The sequence below is a fragment of the Ruegeria sp. SCP11 genome, from assembly GCF_040329455.1.
Lineage (GTDB): Bacteria > Pseudomonadota > Alphaproteobacteria > Rhodobacterales > Rhodobacteraceae > Ruegeria > Ruegeria atlantica_E.
Genome location: NZ_JBDZYG010000006.1, coordinates 266027 through 286038 on the forward strand (window position 1 = coordinate 266027; position 20012 = coordinate 286038).

12 protein-coding genes, 1 tRNA gene and 1 pseudogene are annotated in these 20012 nt (G+C 52.1%); 10 read left to right on the forward strand and 4 right to left on the reverse strand.

Annotation, left to right across the window (positions count from 1 at the left end; genetic code table 11):
* Positions 1-62: 62 nt before the first annotated feature.
* Positions 63-938, reverse strand: coding sequence for a hypothetical protein (locus ABLN94_RS11855; RefSeq protein WP_352992589.1), 876 nt, complete (start codon positions 936-938; stop codon positions 63-65).
* 182 nt (positions 939-1120) lie between these two features.
* On the opposite strand from ABLN94_RS11855, the gene ABLN94_RS11860 reads away from it, so the two are divergent.
* The 8 genes and pseudogenes from ABLN94_RS11860 to ABLN94_RS11895 all read left to right on the forward strand — a co-directional run bounded on the left by ABLN94_RS11860 (position 1121) and on the right by ABLN94_RS11895 (position 15075).
* Positions 1121-1196 (forward strand) — tRNA-Thr (locus ABLN94_RS11860).
* A 286-nt stretch (positions 1197-1482) separates the two neighbouring features.
* Positions 1483-1624: pseudogene (locus tag ABLN94_RS11865) on the forward strand (IS5/IS1182 family transposase); the annotation flags it as partial.
* A 475-nt stretch (positions 1625-2099) separates the two neighbouring features.
* On the forward strand, positions 2100-3023 hold the full coding sequence (locus tag ABLN94_RS11870; RefSeq protein WP_352992591.1) for a calcium-binding protein: 924 nt from the start codon (positions 2100-2102) through the stop codon (positions 3021-3023).
* Between the two features lie 417 nt (positions 3024-3440).
* Complete coding sequence (locus tag ABLN94_RS11875; RefSeq protein WP_352992592.1) at positions 3441-9788, forward strand: hypothetical protein; 6348 nt, start codon at positions 3441-3443, stop codon at positions 9786-9788.
* 83 nt (positions 9789-9871) lie between these two features.
* Positions 9872-11647 (forward strand): type I secretion system permease/ATPase, encoded by a 1776-nt coding sequence (locus tag ABLN94_RS11880; RefSeq protein WP_352992594.1) that lies wholly within the window; start codon positions 9872-9874, stop codon positions 11645-11647.
* Positions 11644-12948, forward strand: coding sequence for an HlyD family type I secretion periplasmic adaptor subunit (locus tag ABLN94_RS11885; protein WP_352992596.1), 1305 nt, complete (start codon positions 11644-11646; stop codon positions 12946-12948). Before ABLN94_RS11880 ends, ABLN94_RS11885 begins: the two co-directional genes overlap by 4 nt.
* A 338-nt stretch (positions 12949-13286) precedes the next feature.
* Positions 13287-13847 carry a recombinase family protein gene (locus ABLN94_RS11890; RefSeq protein ID WP_352992632.1) on the forward strand — a complete coding sequence of 187 codons (561 nt, stop codon included), beginning with the start codon at positions 13287-13289 and terminating at the stop codon, positions 13845-13847.
* 301 nt (positions 13848-14148) lie between these two features.
* A complete protein-coding gene (locus ABLN94_RS11895) occupies positions 14149-15075 on the forward strand; it encodes a sulfotransferase domain-containing protein (RefSeq protein WP_352992598.1) in 927 nt (308 codons plus the stop codon).
* Between the two features lie 139 nt (positions 15076-15214).
* Here ABLN94_RS11895 and ABLN94_RS11900 read toward each other — a convergent pair whose 3' ends face one another.
* A complete protein-coding gene (locus ABLN94_RS11900) occupies positions 15215-15574 on the reverse strand; it encodes a hypothetical protein (protein WP_352992600.1) in 360 nt (119 codons plus the stop codon).
* Positions 15575-15797: 223 nt separating this feature from the next.
* On the opposite strand from ABLN94_RS11900, the gene ABLN94_RS11905 reads away from it, so the two are divergent.
* Positions 15798-16877: a DUF2652 domain-containing protein gene (locus ABLN94_RS11905; protein ID WP_352992602.1), complete on the forward strand. Its 1080-nt coding sequence runs from the start codon at positions 15798-15800 to the stop codon at positions 16875-16877.
* Positions 16878-17091: 214 nt separating this feature from the next.
* On the opposite strand, the gene ABLN94_RS11910 is transcribed toward ABLN94_RS11905, so the two are convergent.
* The gene (locus ABLN94_RS11910; RefSeq protein ID WP_352992604.1) at positions 17092-17454 is read right to left on the reverse strand and encodes a YybH family protein; all 363 of its coding nucleotides are present in this window, start codon (positions 17452-17454) and stop codon (positions 17092-17094) included.
* Between the two features lie 573 nt (positions 17455-18027).
* Between ABLN94_RS11910 and ABLN94_RS11915 the strand changes: the two genes are divergently transcribed.
* Positions 18028-18396, forward strand: a complete 369-nt coding sequence (locus ABLN94_RS11915) for a response regulator (RefSeq protein WP_352992606.1) — start codon at positions 18028-18030, stop codon at positions 18394-18396.
* Positions 18397-18407: 11 nt separating this feature from the next.
* On the opposite strand, the gene ABLN94_RS11920 is transcribed toward ABLN94_RS11915, so the two are convergent.
* Positions 18408-20009 carry an adenylate/guanylate cyclase domain-containing protein gene (locus tag ABLN94_RS11920; RefSeq protein ID WP_352992607.1) on the reverse strand — a complete coding sequence of 534 codons (1602 nt, stop codon included), beginning with the start codon at positions 20007-20009 and terminating at the stop codon, positions 18408-18410.
* Between the last annotated feature and the right edge of the window lie 3 nt (positions 20010-20012).

The window sequence follows — 20012 nt, forward strand, 5'->3', positions numbered from 1 at the left end:
TGGAAAGCTGCATCCGTTGAGTGTACAGCGCGGCGCAATGGGACTGAGTTTCAGTCGCGCTGTCAGGGTTTGAGAACCCGAACCCCGGGTATTTCGCAAAGCCGGTCTAGATCCTGTTCGTACAATTCAGAGAACGCGTCGACGATTTCATCGTTCCATCCGGGCAGATGCAGTTCTTCCTCAACTTTTTCCGCCTGAACGTGGTCTTCGAAGATGTTAGCCAAGTGATCCTTCAGGCTGATCCTGTCCGGCGGAGACCCTTGTTCTGTCAGTTCCAACACCTTGTTTTGGCCTGCTTCGTCCAGCAAAGACAGCAATAGATCGTGCTCGTCCACAATGGCTGTATCTTCGTCCAAACCGGCCAAGGCGCGAATGACATCGCCCCAGATAAACGGGGTGTCTTCGTTGCTCCACAGTGTTATCTGAATGCTAGGTGCAAGATCACGGATGTCCTCAATCATTCCTATCCAGCTCAAGCAGCTGAGATCCGTGTTTCGAATGATTTCAGCTCGAGATTGCTCCGAAAATGTCATCAGGAGCTTGGGAATAAAGCTGCCTGGGTTGCGCAGCCCCATAAATAACTCGATTTCATGGTCGTGGTATACTTGTTCCAACAGCGCCATGCGACGACCCGCAAGCGGGTATAGCTGACCATCCTGCAGAGCGAGAGGTGGTTCCGATGCAAAGCCTTGGCTGGAAAAAATTGTGCGTTGCGCGTTGGGCTCACTCGGCAGAAGGGTCTTGAGATTTTGTCGCGAGGCTAAATCGGCAACCTGTGTGTCCAAATCATTTAGAACAGGTCTGAATACAGTTTTGTATCTCCGCGGACCAAAAATTTTAACCCCTTTCGCCGCAAGAGTTTCAGAGTTTTTCTTCAAAGACTTCAGCACCCGGCCTTCGTCGGTAAAAGCTACACCTGCGTGGAAAGCAACATGCATCTTCGGTTCTTGCCCTTGCTTTTTACCTCGCGTGTCGGGTTACAGCCTGGGACTTGAACAGTCAAATCCCGGGTGTTTGTAAGGCGTGGAAAATTGTACAGTTGTGAAAAATGAAAAACCCTAAGTTCAGATGAAAATATAGGCTTGCAGTCCTCAGCGAGAGAAAGTAATCGACATCAGGCGCCCCTATAGCTCAGCTGGTAGAGCAACTGATTTGTAATCAGTAGGTCCGCGGTTCGAGTCCGTGTGGGGGCACCATTAACAATCTAAAAGCCACTATTTTATAGTGATTTGGGTGAACGTGGCAAAATTCTGTCCACCTAATTGTCCACCTAGAGTCATTTCGCAACTGTTTGTTAGCAATGTGCTTTTTGTTCCCTCCGTAACAGGTGATTTAAGACTATCGTTTCGCAAGGTGCGAATAACGAAAATGCGTAGAACCCGCCCTTTGCAAAGTTCAAAGAACGGCCCTTACCGGTCATTCGGGCCAATCACGGTTATTGATCGCTTCTATCTCAAGCTGATGGATGCCGCGTTGGGTTAGCGCCGCTTTACACGAAGCAATACGATCGAGATCATGTTTGGATGCCTGAAGTGTTGTCGCCGTGTCGCCACTCGCCATAACAGACCCGAAGGTCTTCCTCTCGGCCATCGCACTCGCATCTACCATCTTGTTCTGGCTGTAAATTTACGAGTCCGGATTCTGGGTATTCGAAAGTCAACCTTTTTGGGTGTTGTAGGGACCTATTCCAGAACGCATTCCACTGCAAAAACAATCCATAGTTTTGGTCTGAACGAAATCGGTATTCATCAACAGGCCAAGAAGGTAGGTAGAAAAGTCGCCGAAAGCAGGGTTTTTCTTTGCCGCCCCAATGTTCCTGATAACTCGTATGCACCCTTCCAAAAACGTCCACCGGCGAATTTTCGCTGAGTTTTGCTTCACCGATTGGCAGATTCATGATCACCCGAAAATGCGATATGGCCGCAGCCTTAGAAATGCCTAAGTTGGGAGACAGACTGTTTCCCAGTCGAAAACAATAAAACAAAAGAGCAGTGAAACCAGATCTTCAAAATAATCATCCGCGTTCGTGCGCTTGGTGGCGTGTGTGCGGCGGAATCAACGGGGTCAACGAAACTGTATGGACCTAGGGACCAAGAAAGATGGCAAAACCTACAAAGACGTCTGAAGCTAAAGGGCGTGGCAAGAATAAAAACGACGCAGTAGAAACGGAACTCACAGATGGCATTCTTGGCACTGACCAAGACAATGAAATCTTCGGCACCGATTCTAGCGAAAACATATTCGGCTATGGGGGTGACGATGAAATCCGTCCATATGCTGGCTATGACGTTTTGGACGGTGGTGAGGGCAGTGATACATACATCGTCGAAGGCTATACAGGCGTGAAAGAGTTCGCCGATACAGGTCTGGGCGTAAGCGATTATGACATTGTGAAAGCGTATGGAGATGCCACCACTTTGTCTCTCAGCCAGTTTGGTCCCGATTGTGGAATCGAGGAGATTTCGTCTGACGGGTATGCGGGGTTCCGCATTTGGGGGACAGGTAGCAACGATAACCTTGATTTCTCTGCGACGACGTTGTCGGGTGTGACCCATATCAACACTATGGGCGGAAACGATACTCTTACTGGCTCCAACGGTGACGACAACTTGTTTGGGGGGTCTGGGGATGATGTAGTGTCGGGTGGCGCTGGTGATGACCACGTTGATGGCGGCTCCGGAAATGATGTGGTGTCAGGTGGTGCAGGTAATGACACCATTGTCGATGGGTACGGAGCCGACACAATGGCCGGCGGTGATGGTGCTGACAGATTTGTTCTCTCAGATGCCAGTGCATCCGGTGACGTGATCGAGGATTTTGACCCTTCGGAAGGGGACACTATCGAGCTCGCATACGCTTCACAAATGGAGGGTTACGAGTCCTGGTACCTCACACAGGACGGTGATGATGCCGTTCTGAATATCGCGTTGGACGATGGTAGTTCCTATGAACTGGCAACGCTTCAGGACGTTGTCGTAGCAGATTTTGACGCCGCAACGTGGGACTCGATGGTGGTTGCCTAAGCTGCCTTCTTGCCGCCGGGGAATCAGGTAACGCCGGCGGCAAAACTCTTCTAAAAATTGAAACTGACAACCTTCGGTGTACTTTTACTCCGCAAGGTTGTTTTAGTTTTGGGAACAATACAACTATAATGCCTATTCAATTGACATATCGGGCACAGATATGCATCGTTCCTGCGTTGAGGCATGAAATATCTTGACTTTATTTTTAATGCCGCTCGTTGCAAATCTGGATTATACGCAGCGTTTAGGCAAAATTTTGAACCGAAAAGTTGGGTAATTTATCAGGTAAGAGTGGGGTGCCGTCGGCGCACTATAGTATTGGTGACCAACAAGCTACTTCAGTTCACCTCTCGAGATTTGGATTTTCCTGCGGAGGGCTTTTGACCTTCTGCTGACCATTTTTTTGTGGAGGGTAAAATGGCTGAGTGGACCTTTAGCGAAGAAGACGTAATTACAGACGAATCTAGTGGGGAAACAGACAGCGACATTTTATACTCCAATCTCGAATCTGAATTCCAAACACTTATCGCGGCGCTTGGTCTTGGCGCCGAATCTTTTGCCAGCACCGAAGATGACGATACCCGGGCTTCGACCAGCACGGACACGTATGTTGCGGTCAAACCCACCGGGGTCAACGAACTGAACAACGTCTTCCTATCCGACAGCGCAGGGGACCTGTTTGACGGAGAAGACAGCGGTCTGGATCTGACCGGCGGCGGCGATATCGACCTGTATTCGGATCTTGCAGACGTGAACACCGTTTTCGGAACATTTTATGACGAAACCGCAGTGTCCGAGGATGATCTGGGCAAGTACGTGTTCGGCATCGCGCCTGACGGCAGCATCGCCTTTATCCTGTTCCTGGATCAGACCGGCACCAATGCCGACGGCGACACGTACAAAGTGCAGGTTGCGCAATTCCAGCCCATCGACAACACGGACTTTACGGATCCGGATGATCCAGAGGACCTGGACGGGGTGCTGCATATCAGTGCCGAGGAAGGTTTTACCATTGGCTTCGGCAATGCCCCCTCTAGTAACGTTTTGTGGATTTCCTTTGGCGAAGAAGATGACGGGGACTCATCGAACGGAGAAGAGATTGCAATCGTTGCGACCGGTCGCAATCCCAATCATCTAAAACTGCAGGATGGGGACACCACCAACACCAGTCAGGGCGGGATCCTTGAGGCGACGCTGGGCACCAACATTCAGGGGCTGGTCTTTCCGAACGCGCTCTACATGACCTATGTGACGGGCCTGTCGGCCCCGATTGCTGGTAACTTCAGGAATCCCAACGACTTCAAGGATGAGAACAATCTGGATTTCGACGGGATGTTTAACGTCACTGGTGCGAAGGTCCAGATTTCGCAGGCCGTGGGCAGCGAAACGCAGGGTGCACGCCTGACCGCGATGCGCACGGATGTCGAAACGGGTGCCAATTTCTTTACTGAATTGGGCCTTGCAGGTGACCTGGATGATCAGTTTGGTAATGACGACACAGCTGTCGCCATCACCGGCATCAAGGTGGTGAATTTCCTGACCGGTGATCTGATTGTCGAACAGAATGGCATTGGCATGGCTTCCAACGGCGGCGTCACTGTCGAAATCAAGATGTATGCTGATCCGGGCGGCGGCGCCTCATTTCAAGTCGCCGAGATATTCGGGTTTGACGCTGGAATGGAGTTTGTATTCAGCACCAAGGGTAGCGATCCCACGGACGACACCCATAACCGGGTGCTGATAGAGGCGCTGAGTGGCAACTGGGATCCGGGTGCTTTCGGCTTTGAACAATCGCAGGTCGTGCCCGAGAATCTGGACGGAATCATATTCGAGGATGCAGGTCCCACAGCCAGCGTATCTGCGGTTGACGCGAACTTTGATCACGAGCTGGACGAAACCGTCGATCCGGATGGAAACGACACATCCGATGGCATGGACACCTACGCTGCAGGGGACACTGTCGAGGTGCCGCCCAATGGCGATTTGGACGATGTGTATACTGTGGGCGTGGCCAATGAACCGCCGCTGGTCACGATTGGAACAGCCAGTGCGGATGCGATCGGGCGGCTGACAACCACTCCGGGCACCTTGCAGGGCCTGTTTACCGTCGGCACGCCGACATTCGATGCCGATGGCGCCGGTGACCTTGGAGGAGACGGACAGACCGAGACGCTGAGCTTCGATCTGTCGCTGGACGGTGTGGCGACGAACTATATTGCCACGCCACTGGATGGAGGTCCGTTGGACGGCACTTCGGACACCTTCCGCACCGTGCATCTGGTCAAGGTCAGCGACACGGTTGTCGAAGGCCGCCTGGCCGGTTCCGATGGGATCGACGGGGCAGTGACAAACGATGAGTACGTTGCGTTCCGCATCACCATAAACATGCCGACCGATCTGGCGAATGCCACGCTGACGACCGAACAATTCATCCCGATCGTGCATGGCAGCACGTCGCTGTTCGACGAAAACTTGGAGATGACGCTGGCGACTGGTGAAACGCTGGGTCTGAAGTTGACCGTAGTCGCCGAAGATGGCGATGACGATACTGACACTAAAATGGCGACGTCCAACCTCATCGACGACAGCGGTGGATACCTCTCGGTTGACGATGACGGCCCGCAAGTGTCTGTCAGCGCGCAAATTGACACCGGTGAGTTCGAGGCGATCTCGAAGAATCTGGACGAGACGATTGGCACGGATGTCTATGGGGATAATGACATACCGGACGGCGATGGTGACTCGGATGAACCGGCCACACCGCCGGCGATCGGCGAGAAGTCGACCGGCAATGGCGAAGTTGCGGCCTTGTTCACAGCGCCTTCGGCTGATTTCGGCACCGATGGGCCTGGGGCTCTGGGCAGCGGTTCGGGGACGACTGATACGCTTGGATTTGTCGATTTCGGCGACCCGATTCTTACCACTGTGGTCGCAACGGCGACGGGCGTGTTGTCCGACGACAATGCTGCTGATCGCGCAGTGTACATGATCTATGTTAGTTCGACGATTATCGAATTCCGGGCTGACACCGGTGACGACAATGTTCTGATTCTGAAAATCACCCTGCAGGAACCAAACAGTCCGGCAACGGCAAAACTGCTGTATCAGCAGTTTGCGGCGGTAGAGCATGCCACCACAGGCGAGACCTACGACGAGGTGGAGCAGGTTCTGGTTGACGGCACAGAAGGCGTCGAGGACATCCTTGAGCTGCAATGGACTGCCGAGGCGCAAGACGGTGACGAAGACAAGGATACCGCAACCGCCAAGATCACCCTGATCGACAAGGTGAAAACCGTTCTCTCGGTTGACGACGACGGTCCGCAAACCAGCGCATCGGCGATTGACGCCAACTTTGACCACGAACTGGACGAAACCGTTGATCCTGATGGTGATGACACGTCCAACGAAATGGATACTTACGCTTCAGGCGAAGGTCCAGAAGTACCGCCCAATGGCGATACGGACGATGTGTATTCTCCGGGGCCAGTGGCCAATGAACCGCCGGTGGTCACGATTGGAACCGCCAGTGCGGATGCGATCGGGCGGCTGACAACCACCGCAGGCGTCTTGCAGGGTCTGTTTACCGTCGGCACCCCCGACTTCGGAACGGATGGCGCCGGTGACCTTGGTGGAGACGGTCAGACCGAAACGCTGAGCTTCGATCTGTCACTGGACGGCGTGGCCACAAACTATATTGCAACGCCTCTGGATGGAGGTCCGTTGGACGGCACTTCGGACACCTTCCGCACCGTGCATCTGGTCAAGGTCAGCGACACGGTTGTCGAAGGCCGACTTGCCGGATCCGATGGCATTGACGGTGCGGTGACCAACGACGAGTATGTTGCGTTCCGCATCACCATCAATATGCCGAACGATCTAGCGGCTGCCACGCTGACGACCGAGCAATTCATCCCGATCGTGCATGGCAACACATCGCTGTTCGACGAGAACTTGGAGATGACGCTGGCGACTGGCGAAACGCTGGGCTTGAAGGTAACCGTAGTAGCCGAAGATGGCGATGACGATACTGACACAGTGACGGCGACGTCGACCCTGATCGACGACAGCGGCGGATACCTCTCGGTTGACGACGACGGCCCGCAAACCAGCGTATCGGCGATTGACGCTAACTTTGATCACGAACTGGACGAAACCGTTGATCCTGATGGTGATGACACGTCCAACGAAATGGATACATACGCTTCAGGCGAAGGTCCAGAAGTACCGCCCAATGGCGATACGGACGATGTGTATTCTCCGGGGCCAGTGGCCAATGAACCGCCGGTGGTCACGATTGGAACCGCCAGTGCGGATGCGATCGGGCGGCTGACAACCACCGCAGGCGTCTTGCAGGGTCTGTTTACCGTCGGCACCCCCGACTTCGGAACGGATGGCGCCGGTGACCTTGGTGGAGACGGTCAGACCGAAACGCTGAGCTTCGATCTGTCACTGGACGGCGTGGCCACAAACTATATTGCAACGCCTCTGGATGGAGGTCCGTTGGACGGCACTTCGGACACCTTCCGCACCGTGCATCTGGTCAAGGTCAGCGACACGGTGGTCGAAGGCCGACTTGCCGGATCCGATGGCATTGACGGTGCGGTGACCAACGACGAGTATGTTGCGTTCCGCATCACCATCAACAGCCCAACCAACCTGGCGGCTGCCACGCTGACGACCGAGCAATTCATCCCGATCGTGCATGGCGACACGTCGCTGTACGATGAAAATCTGGAGATGACGCTGGCGACCGGTGAAACGCTGGGTCTGAAGCTGACCGTGGTTGCCGAGGAGGGTGACGACGACACCCACACAGTCATGGCGACGTCGACCCTCATCGACGACAGCGGCGGATACCTGTCGGTCGATGATGACGGTCCGCAAGTGTCTGTTAGTGCGCAGATTGATACTGGTGAGTTCGAGGCGATCTCAGTTAATCTGGATGAGACGCTCGATCCGGATCCGGTTCCCAACCAAGATGGCGATGATGTCTACGCTGCGGGTGATACTCCTGACGACAATGGTGATCTGGATGAACCGGGCACAGGTGGTGCGATCGGCGAGCTAAGCACTGGCGACGGTGCAGTTGCAGCTCTGTTCACCACGCCAACGGTTGATTTCGGCACCGATGGAGCCGGAGCACTGAACGGTGGCACGGGGAAAAAGAACACGTTGAGTTTTGTCAATTTCGGCGGACCGATCCTGACTACAATTGTCGCGACCGCTGTTGGGGCGCTGGCTGACGACAGCGCAAATGATCGTGAGGTGTATATGATTTGGGCCGGAACGGATGTAATTGAGTTCCGTGCCGACACCGGTGATGAAAATGTTCTGGTCCTGAAAATCACCCTGCAGAACCCGACTGATCCTGCAACGGCAAAACTGCTGTATCAACAGTTTGCAGCGGTCGAGAATGGCGACGACAGCCTTTTCGATGAGGCGGTGAATGTCTTGGTCGCTGGCTCTGAGGGCGCCGAGGATATCCTTGAGTTGCAGTGGACTGCCGAAGCGCAGGACGGTGACGGAGACCAGGATACAGCGACGGCCAAGGTCACTTTGATCGACAAGGTTAAAACGGTCCTCTCGGTTGATGATGACGGTCCTCAGCTTGAAGATCCTGCTGATGGTCCAAGTGCGCCGCCGACACCGTTTACCTTTGCGCTTGGTGCGGTGACGGATGGCTTTGCCTGGGTACCCGGCACCGACGGTGGGACACTTGCGTTCACCGATTGGGAGCTTGGTGACATGACCAAAGACTTCCCGACCGATTGGGAGGCGGTATTTGGAAACATCACCGGCACCTTGAGCAACAACGACACGGTGCTCACGTTCTCAGGTGATGCGAACGGCGGTACCAACCTGTTCAAAGTCACTCTGACGGACAACATGAATGGTACCGCAAGTTACACCTTCGACGTGCTAACCAGCGCGCCGCTGATCCTGAACGAAGTCGATCTGAGTGGTTTCCCGTCCGGGAATCCGGTTGAAACCATCACGCTGTCTACGACTAGCGGTGGCAGCGACGTCCGGTTCAATGGATTGTTGTGGAGTGACATGGCCATTGATCTATCTGATGATCTGATAGTCACCGAGGCTGAGGATAGGCCGGACACCGACATGACCCAGACAGACACGTTCAACCGGCAGGACAACCTGAACCGGGACACCAATGGGTTCGGGGTCTTCCAGGATGCGTCGGCGTTGATGAACCAGAGCGAAGGTATGCTCCTAGAAACCTTCCAGCCGGGAACCCTGGCCCTGAAACCGGTGGACGGCGTCCAATTTGTTCTGAACCAGAACGGCGGCACGGATGACGTGCGGGTTTATGTTGAAGTGGCGAATGTGGGGGGAGTTGGAGCAAATGAAAATCACGCTATCACCATCGACTTGACCAAAGGTGGCCAAGCGGCGACGGACAACTTCACCATCATCACAAGCGCCATCGATAGTAGTGCGTTTGGACAGGCGATGGACTGGGATGATGATGGGGTCACCCGCGCAGATGACGCCAGCGAGGTCGAAGCTGGCCTGATCGTGCTGGACACGCTCACCGCGTTTAATACCGTGTACTACAACTTCGTGTTCCCCGATGACGAGGACAGGAACCACGGTGTGCGGATCAAGGAAGTCAACATTCTTGAGCAGTCTTTCCTGTCAGATCTGCAACTGACCATGGACGTTACGGGAACGGACGGCGACGACGACGAAGTAGAGCAATCCTTCTCAATCTTCGTCGACGGTAACAACGACGGCGTCTTCTCTTGATCTACCACTCCCTCGAAAAGGGGCGGCCGGGCAACCGGCCGCCCTCCAGTGTAAGAGTTGAATTTCGTTAAATGAGAGCGGACATGTTTGACACAGATTTAAGTCCAGGGCAGGCGGACTTTAAAAAGACATTTCGTCAGATTCGATATGCGCAGTTTGTTTTAGTCGGCTTCGGCTGTGTCGTAAATTTCTTGTATCTCGCCACACCGCTTTACATGCTTCAAGTGTATGACCGAGTTCTGGCCAGCAAGAGGTTGGAAACACTTCTATATCTCAGCCTGATCGCATTATTTGCAGTGCTCATTCTTGGCGCACTGGAAATGTTACGCGGAATGATTCAGGTGCGAATGGGAAACTGGTTGGACCAACGGCTTTCGGGTCGCCTTGTCGGGTCAAGCGTACGAGCCGCGCTAATAGGTGCTCAGGCAAATACGCAACCGGTACGTGACCTTCACACGATCCGAAATTTCTTAAGTAGCGGGCAGCGAGCCTTGTTGGACATTCCTTGGAGTCCACTTTTCTTAGTGGCGCTTTGGATATTGCACCCTTGGTTAGGGATTCTTGGGATTTGTTCAGCCGTACTCTTATTCCTTGTCGCTGCCATCAATGAATTGATTTCACGAAGGCCCGCGCAGTCCGCAAATGGTGCACGCGTTACAAATCTGAACATGATCGATAGAACGATCCAGAACGCCGATGTGATCCAAGCTATGGGTATGTTGCCCCGGTTGATAAAGCTCTGGAACTTTCAGAACGCCGAGATGCTGAAAGACGGGAGAACAGCGGGTGACCGCTCCGCGATAATGCAAGGTTTATCTAGGTTTATCCGGCTCGGTGCCCAGGTTTTGGTTTTGGGTTTAGGTGCTTATTTGGTGATATTGGGTGACTTAACTGGCGGGAGTATGATTGCGGGTTCTATCTTGCTTGGGCGCGCGTTGGCGCCAGTGGAACAAGTGATCGGATCTTGGCGCAGCTTCTTGTCTGCCCGCTCTGCAAAGGAACGCATAAAAACTGTTCTTTCAACGGCTCCGGAGATGGGTACTTCTACCCATTTGCCAACTCCTCTCGGAAGAGTACAAGCTCAAAACGTTTGGCTGACAATGAGTTTCGAGAAGCCAATACTCCAAAATGTATCATTTTCTGTTGAGCCTGGAGAAGTATTGGCCATCACAGGTCCGTCAGCGTCTGGGAAAACGTCTCTTTGTAAACTCATCGTTGGGTCGTGGTTGGCCGATAAAGGGCGAATTTGCCTTGACGGAGCTGATATTAGTCAATGGGACAACGCACAACTTGGAGAACACGTGGGGTATTTACCGCAGGATGTCGAACTATTTCCAACCACTATTGCGCAGAACATTTCTCGATTTGAAGAAGGAGATAACTCGAAGGAAATAATTGAGGCCGCGAAATCAGCGCAAGCACATGAACTCATAACGTCCCTGCCTAAACACTACGACACAGTTGTTGGAGCGAACGGGCAGTATCTTTCAGGTGGGCAGCGGCAAAGAGTGGGGCTGGCTCGCGCATTTTATAGAAATCCAAAATTGATCGTACTTGATGAACCCAATGCGAATTTGGATAGCCAAGGTGAAGATGCCCTGCTGGCGGCACTAGAAATTGCCCGAAAATGGGGTGCAACCATAATAATGGTTACTCACAGTCGAAGGCTATTGCAGCCAGCAGACAAGATAATGGTCCTTGTTGGCGGGGTTATGCATAGTTTTGGTGAAAGAGATGAAGTCCTGAAACTTGCAACGCTACCGAAAAACCATAAGGGCGGAGTAGAGGCCGTGCGGACTGATGAAGTAAAATCAGTAAGCGCCGAGTTTACACAAAGATCCGGATGGTTGTCACCATGAATTTTTCGTTGTTCAAATCTCTGAAATGGCACATTTATTTTGGATTGTGCGTAGTCTTTTTTTTCTTGGGTGGCGCAGCCTATTGGGCGTTTCACGCGCCACTGTCTGGAGCAATCATAGCGTCAGGAGTTGTTGGTTACGAGGGCAAATTGCGATCAATACAAAACCTTGAAGGTGGTTTGATTAAAGATATCAGGGTTAGAGAAGGCGATAAGGTAAGGGCTGGGCAAGTATTATTGGAAATTGACCCAACTAAGGCATTTGCGCGTGAAGCTGAGTTAAGAAATAGAATTCGCGCGCTGGCGGCAGAAGAAGCGAGACTCATTGCGGAACGAAGCGGTCTTTCCGAGGTTGCCTTTCATCATCCATATTTAAATAATTTGTCGGATTCAAAAGTGCAGTCAGCAACCGACCAACAGTTGAGTATTTTTTTATCTCGGCGTGAATTACTTTCTTCAAAAAAGTTAATTTTGTCGACGCGGATTGAGCAATTAAATCGTCAAACAGAAGGCCTGTCAAAAAAGATTAGTGGACTTCAAAAGCAACTTAGGTTGACAAAAATGGAAGCCAAAACGCAAGAAGCGTTGGTCGAGAAAGGTATTGGGCACAGGAGAAACCTGTTTCTTGTTCAACGTGAGGAAGCCGAGTTAACGGCTGAAGTGGGAGCGGCATTAGCGGAAATAGCTAGGGTCGAGGAAGCTGTAAGTGAGATCGAACTACAAATTGTTAATCAGAAAAATGAGTGGATAGAGTCTGTAAACTCTCGGCTAGCGGAGGTTCAAGCCCTCCTTCGTAGTCAATCAGAAATGCATCAAGAAACGATTTTTTCCCTTTCACATACAAGGGTAAGGGCGCCGATTGATGGTACGATTCTAAATCTTTCGGTTGACACCGTGGGTGGAGTTATTCACCCAGGAACAACACTCATGGACATAGCCCCTGAAACGGAAGAATTAGTAATTCGAGCAAAAATACTACCTCATGATATTGAACAGGTAAAGTTGGGCAGCTCTGCCGAAGTAATGATTTCTGCTTATTCTCAAAGGCATATGCAAAGAATACCAGCAACAATTTACTATTTGTCACCAGATATAATTGAAGAGGAATCCGGAGAATCCTATTTTCAGGTCTACCTAAGAATTGACGAGTCATCATTAGCAGCCAAAAATGAGGAGCATGATGTATTTGTCTCCGCTGGAATGCCTGCAGAAGTATTTGTAACGACGGAAAGTACTACTGTCGCGGAGTATCTGGTTGAGCCAATATTGATTTCTTTGAGACGAGCGTTTCGAGAGAGTTAATTTGGGATTAAGATCCATTGCTTAAGTCTGGCGATGTGATTAAGAGTATGGAAGCGAGCGATTGTATTTCATACATTTTGTGGCTGAGCCATGCCCAAATGGCGCGTCTGCAGGCCTGTTTCGCGGATGAAATGAATGTCCGGTCTGGTGAGGACGCGACGTCGCAATTTAACCTTTGAAGTGGCTGTTCTAGGCCTCTGACGCCGGAGCTTGCCCAATAGGGCTTGACCTAGTGAAACATCCGTAATTTGGTATTGGTTTGTATCATTAGGGTTTGTGTTGAATTTTGACACAGTATGCATCACCATGTTTTAAACTCTATTGAAACAGGTAGTCAGATGCTAATCGGATACGCAAGAACATCGACAGTAGACCAAAAAGCTGGACTAAATGCTCAAATTCAAGAGTTAACTGAAGCGGGATGTGAGAAGGTCTTCGAGGAACAGGTTTCTTCTGTCGATATCAAAGCCAGACAGCGATTGGCGGACGCTTTAGAGTTTATACGCGAAGGCGATACGCTGGTCGTCACAAGATTAGATCGACTTGCCAGCTCTGTTCCACACTTGCTAGAGATACTTGGAACTTTGTCAGACAAGAGGGCCGAACTTCGGATACTCGGGTTGGGGATTGATACTGGAACGCCCACGGGAAAGTTAATGTTGACCGTCTTGGGGGGCATAGCCGAATTTGAGCGTGAAATAATGCTTGAGCGTCAGCGGGAAGGAATTGCGAAAGCAAAAGCTGCAGGCAAGTACAAAGGCCGAAAGCCGACCGCACGCGCCAAAACCGATCAAGTACTACAACTCATAAAATCTGGAGTGGGGCCGTCTGAAGCAGCAAAGAAGGCAGGTATCAGCCGTGCCTCTGTTTATAGAATTTTGACTGCAGATGGGGGATAGGACTTTTTGCGTCGTCACAGTAATTAGTCATCTGACTGAAATCGTTAGATGTCTGCTTCGTGCCCATAATAGTCATTCAGCTAGGACGCGGCGAATGGCCGCTACGAGCCCGCTCCGGTACTTTCATTATTAAAACTGGTTGACGCGAATAAAGAGCTGTTCGTCCTCCAGTCTTGTTTGGGCCATCGCGCATCGATCTGAGTGGTCCTGGTGCACGGGATTTGGAAAAGTCCGCTCTTACGGGGTAAGTTACTGGTTTAGTCCTCTCGACCGAAGGGAGGCCAATGAGAGGTCAATCATAATGAACGACGTCCCAGAAGACGGCGCCCCACCTTCAGGGCCACCATGGATAGTTCCGGAAATTCAACAAAAGATCGCTTGGAGGGACGGTGATGTAGTGATTTCTGTTCCAATTAAAAGCGGGACAACCTGGACAATGAACATCGTTCATCAGTTATTAACGGGCGGGACTGATGATTTTCGAGACGTCTACGAAGAGGTGCCTTGGATTGAGTTTTTGGCCTTCCCCGGGCAGCCCCAGGAAGTCGTGGTTGAACGGGTAACAGCCATGCCAACCAACACGCGCCGCGCTTTCAAGACGCATTCGCCGCCACCTGCGGTGCCGTTTCAGAGCGTTGGGTCGGGCACCGACGTCAAATATGTCGTAATCATGCGAAATCCGGAGGAGGCCCTCGTTTCATTCAGGCCATTCCTGAACAAGCACTCGGACGCATGGTATGAACTCTGGGACGTGCCAAGAGAAGCCCTTTGTCGACCCGACTTTCCATCCTTCTATTCTGATGTGATTAACGCCAACGGTATGCAAGGCGCGATCTTTGGCTTTCTCGCCGCGTGGTGGCCGCTCCGGAATGAACCAAACGTTTTGTTCCTGCACTTCTCTGATATGAAGAGTGATCACCAAGGATCAATCCGAAAGATTGCCGAATTCATCGGTGAAGAGCTGACCGAAGAACAATGGGCCAATGTGCTGGAGTTTACATCCTTCCCATGGATGAAAGCGAATGAGGGAAAGTTTGAAGGGCGTACGGCCTCAGAGATCCCGATCCTTAATTCCGGAGCCATGATCCGCAAGGGCGCCGTTGGCGAGGCAAGAATGGATGGAATGACGGAGGAGATTTCCCGGCACCTGCGCGAAGTTGGTGGCCAGATTTGCCCGGAGCCCGCCGCCATCAGATGGGTTTACGAGGGAGGCACTTTACCCAGTTAAGTCGCGCATGTGCGGCGAAGCAAATACGGAAGAACTGGCAAAACTAAGGACCAATGGGCAGGTCTGTGACAGTCGGCTTTGTCCGCAAGTTTAACGTTAGGCTCTAGTGCTGAGAGTATCCTAAGTTTTTTAGGCCCTCTTATTTGGCAAGGTCTCCAACGATGCCAACTGCGTCGACGACCGTTGACAGGTCATCAGTAACTTCCAATATTTCATCGTTGACGCGTATGTAACGATTGCCTTTTCCCGGAGGCTTTAATTTCCAGTCAGCAAGGTCTCCAATGTCCGTGTAGTCCAAGTCGCTGGGAAGCTTGGCGCCCCTTGTATATCTCTTTATTTGTCCCGGTGGCACAGCTTTCTGGCCTTTGCCTGGTTTGCCGTCCAGCTGAACTTTCTTGTCTTTTGAATTTCCGCCTTTCTCTTTGGCGGATGCCAAATCAACGCCTCCAAATGTCAAGCTAAGAGCAAGCAACCATACGAATACTGTATAGATCTTCACGCGATGTCCCTTCAATTTCACAGAGTTCTTACTAACAATGCACAAGCCACAATTGCGATGGAAGCATCAAATTAGAAGCAATGATCGATGGTGTTCCAAACCATTGCGCTTGTCGATCTGGCTTTGAAAACGCCTGGACAGTCTGGCCATGATGGATGTGTGCGTGTATTTTTTTTGAGCGAGCGCAAATACCCATGCCGAGTACTCTTTGGGGGGAGAGTTAATGACAACAACACACACAGGTTATCTGCTTATTGCAGATATCACCGGCTACACACAGTTTCTGACATCTTCAGAAATGGATCACGCCAATCCAATCCTGCAATCTCTTCTGGGAGTTTTGCTTGAGCAAGTTGGAGACCCGCTGCACTTTTGGAAAACCGAGGGCGACGCCGTTTTAGCGTATTCGATACGACAGGATTTTCCATCAGGTGAGACGTTTCTGACCATATGTGAAAATCTCTACAACGCGTTTGCGCTACGACGGCAGGACATAATCGCGAATACAACATGCAACTGCAATGCCTGCGCAAATGTGAGCGCACTGGATCTCAAAATCATAGCCCACCACGGCCAATTCGACGAAATTCAAATGGGTCCTGCGAAAGACATATCCGGTGCCGATGTCATTCTGGTTCACAGATTGACCAAGACAGATGTTGCAGAACATACGGGCATTCGCAGCTATGCCCTGTTTAGCGAAGCGGCCGCAGACGCCATGGATATCAGTGAAATAATGGAACCCTTTTCGCAGGATATCGAGCACTTTGGCGAAGTCCGCATGAAGGTCTATGATCTGGCTAAATCGTGGGAGCGCCTGCGCGCCAAACGCCAACGCCATTATCTCGCCGAAGAGGATGGCGTTTGGACTTTCCGACACCATTTCAACGCGCCTATCGGCGTGGTTTGGGAATTTCTGGTAGCTCCTGAGCTCAAACAGAACTGGATGGACCGCATCAAGACGGTCACGGTGGAAAATCCGCAAGGACGTCTTGCCCCCGGATCTAACTATCATTGCGCTCATGAGCTGGCAGACTTTTATTATCGCGTCACTGATTGGGAGCCGTTTGAGTACTTTTCGACGCGAATCCAAGATCCCGCCCGTCCGCACATCAGTCTGCCGGAAACCTATCATCTGACGGAAATCAATGGTGGCACTGATTTGCGCTATACATTCGGCGAAGCAACTGATGTAGCTGGAAACCGTTCAGAAATCTCTGAACAAGAGGCGGCGGCATTTCTGGCGGAATTTTGGGCTGCGTCCTTTGCGGAAATGGACAAAAAACTCGACCAATCCAATTAACGGCATATCGTGTAATGCCCAACCTAAGGTCGAATTACCGGTGGATACTAGACCTGTCTTATCCTTAAGGTGGGCGATGGCGTCAAAATCCAGCGGCTGTGCCCTCATAGATAATGGTCACGTCACCGCGCTACGTAAGTCACTTTTTAAAAGCGCAACCTGTTAAAGCAAAGCAGTTAGATCGACCCTTAGGCTGTTCCGCCCACTCTCAGCATCATGCGTCGAAGTTCCAGATGTCGCGCTGAACCTTCCAGCCGTCGTTGCCTTTTCGGAAGTAAAGAACGTACTTCCCAGCAAGTTCTTGCCCACCCATTGAGCCTGTCAGTGTCCCCATCGTAACTGCAATGTCTTCACTGACATGAGCTGCGGTCGGATTGGCCAAAACGTTCTCCAGGCCCCCATCAATTGCCGCCTGCCAATACTCTCGGATGGCAGCGTGGCCAGACATTGTAGGAGCACCAGGTGGCATGAGGGCTCCATCTTCGGCATAAGCGGCTGTTGCCATACCCGCATCCTTAGCATTGATCCCTTCAATGATGGACGCGTCGAGCGCCTTTACACTTTCAACATCTGACATCTTTTCCCCCTAAGTTTACCAGCTGGTGTCATCAGACTATCACAAAAGCCTGGCTCGATGCTCGTCTTCGTACGCCACGTGAGAAATACTTAAATTTGGGAAAGCGAATTGTCGCAGCTTGGGCCGTATTGACCCTGTACGTAAGGTGCATGATGGATAGCAGCTTTGTCCCGCAAAGCAGTCGCTCACATCGTATGCAGCGAATGGATGTACCGAGCCAAAAGCAGACATAGATGATGAGCGCAGCATTCGTCACTCAGGGCGGGAAGCTGGCGTTCTCTGTGGGTGCAAATTGGAGGGTCTTTTTCGCGGAGCAGTCATTTGATTTCCCGGCGGTTCATAAAGTGAACCGCCTCTTAACAAATTGCTACGGATCATGCCCATCATTGGCAAATGGGGGCGGGTCGACCTGAGTCGGCTAAACACTCATTGCGTGGTATAGAATTGATGAAAGCATGCACCGACCAGTAAAGATTGCACGATCCGGCACCAGAGCACGGCCTTCGAATACAGGTTTCGATGCTTCTTGAGCCATTCGGTGTTCATAGTATGCGGAGGCGCAAGGGGGAAGTTTTGACTAAAGTCCTGTTGGTGGAAGACAATGAAATGAACAGCGATATGCTGTCGCGCCGGTTGGAACGCAAAGGTTTTCATGTTGTCGTTGCGAAGGACGGGCTGGAAGGCGTGTCAATGGCTGGAGAAGAACGTCCAGACATCATTTTGATGGATATGAGCCTGCCTGAGATTGATGGATGGGAGGCTACGCGACGTATCAAGGCGGCGCCCGAGACGGCCTCGATTCCGGTGGTGGCCCTGACCGCGCACGCGATGGCCAGTGATCGGAAAAGGGCGCTGGAAGCAGGTTGCGACGACTTCGACACCAAACCGGTTGAGTTGAGCCGTTTGCTGGACAAGATGGGGAATCTTCTGCCTACGACCTGAGGAAGAACCGCTCAATCCGCCATCGTTTTGCGTTGGGTGACATAGTAGGTTCTAATCTGACCCTTGCCTTTCACCTTTGTTTCGACCGGTTCAGAGATGTCAAAGCGATGTTCGACCCGTCTGGCGGTGGCCTCAGAAACCTGCACCCGGCCCGGCGCACCCGTTGATTCAAGGCGGCTAGCAAAATTAACAGTGTCCCCCCAGACATCGTAAAGGAAACGGTGCGATCCGATGATACCAGCAACCACCGGCCCGGTATGCACGCCGACCCTGATATGCATCGGGTGGTCCGTTTCAAGGTTCAGCGCCTCGACCTGATCGAGCATCCGAAGCCCCATCTCGACGATCACTTCGGCATGATCTGCGCGACCATCCGGCACCCCGGCGGCAACCATATAAGCGTCGCCAATCGTCTTTATCTTTTCAACGCCAAGTTCCGTCGCCGTTTTGTCGAACCCCGAGAAAACCCGGTTCAGATAGGAAACTACCTGTGCCGGGGCGAGCCTGGCTGACATCTCAGTGAAGCCGACGATATCGGAAAAGAGCACGGTGACGTCGTTGTGGCGGTCGGCGATTGTAGCCTCGCCGTCATTAAGGCGCGCCACGATTTGTTGCGGCAGAATACTGAGCAGAAGGTCTTTGTACTTTTGCTTTTCCGCTTCCATCATCTCAAGGTACTGGCGTTCGCGCTTTCGCCAGCGGTTTTTCTCCAGCGCGGCGCTGATCCGGGCTTGCAACAGGATCGGATTGAAGGGTTTGGGCAGGTAATCCTCGGCACCGGCCTCGATGCAGCGCGCGACGCTTTCGATCTCATCAAGAGCAGAAATCATAATGACGGGGATATCATGAAGAGCGTTATCCTTTTTCAACCGTGCCAGAACGTCAAAACCGTTGATGTCCGGCATCATCAGATCGAGCAGAACCAGATCGAACGGCTGGCGGGACAACTTATCCAGAGCAGAATAGCCGCCGTCGGCAGTCCAGACGCGATGCCCGTCCCGCTTTAACCGCCGGGCGAGCAAGTCCCGGTTGGCTTCGGCATCATCGACGACAAGGATGTTTCCGGTTGATCTGGATGTATCGGCGATTGAAGGCAGGGGCTGCATGCTCTGGACCAGATTAGCAAACATCGCGGCCATTTCGCGCGGTGTGTCAGAGATTTTGTGGCCATCACCGAACAAACCCGAGAGTGTGTCGATACGTTGCAGCAAGGTGTCGGTGTGATCCAAAAGCCCAAGCAAGTCCGGCTCAAGATGTTCTGCATTCAGGTCCTCCAGATCCTCCAGCATCATCTCGCTGTAGCCTTTGATCGCATTCATCGGGTTACGTAGATCGTGACGAAGCCGCTTCACGCCTTCATCCCCGCTGACCGTCAGCTTAATCGCCATCTCAGGGTGCAGAAGCTGATCCATCAAGGCACTCAGTTCCGTCGTCGCCTGAGAAATCCGGTCTAGATCTGAAGTGACTTCATCCAGGTTCAGCCGTCTGGATTCGCTTTGAAGCAACTCGCAAAACCCAACGATGGCGCTGACCGGAGAGATGAGGTTTTGACGCAAATTGGCCAGCCATACGGCCTGTGCTTTTTGTGCTTCGTCTTCTGGGCTGCCATTCACAAC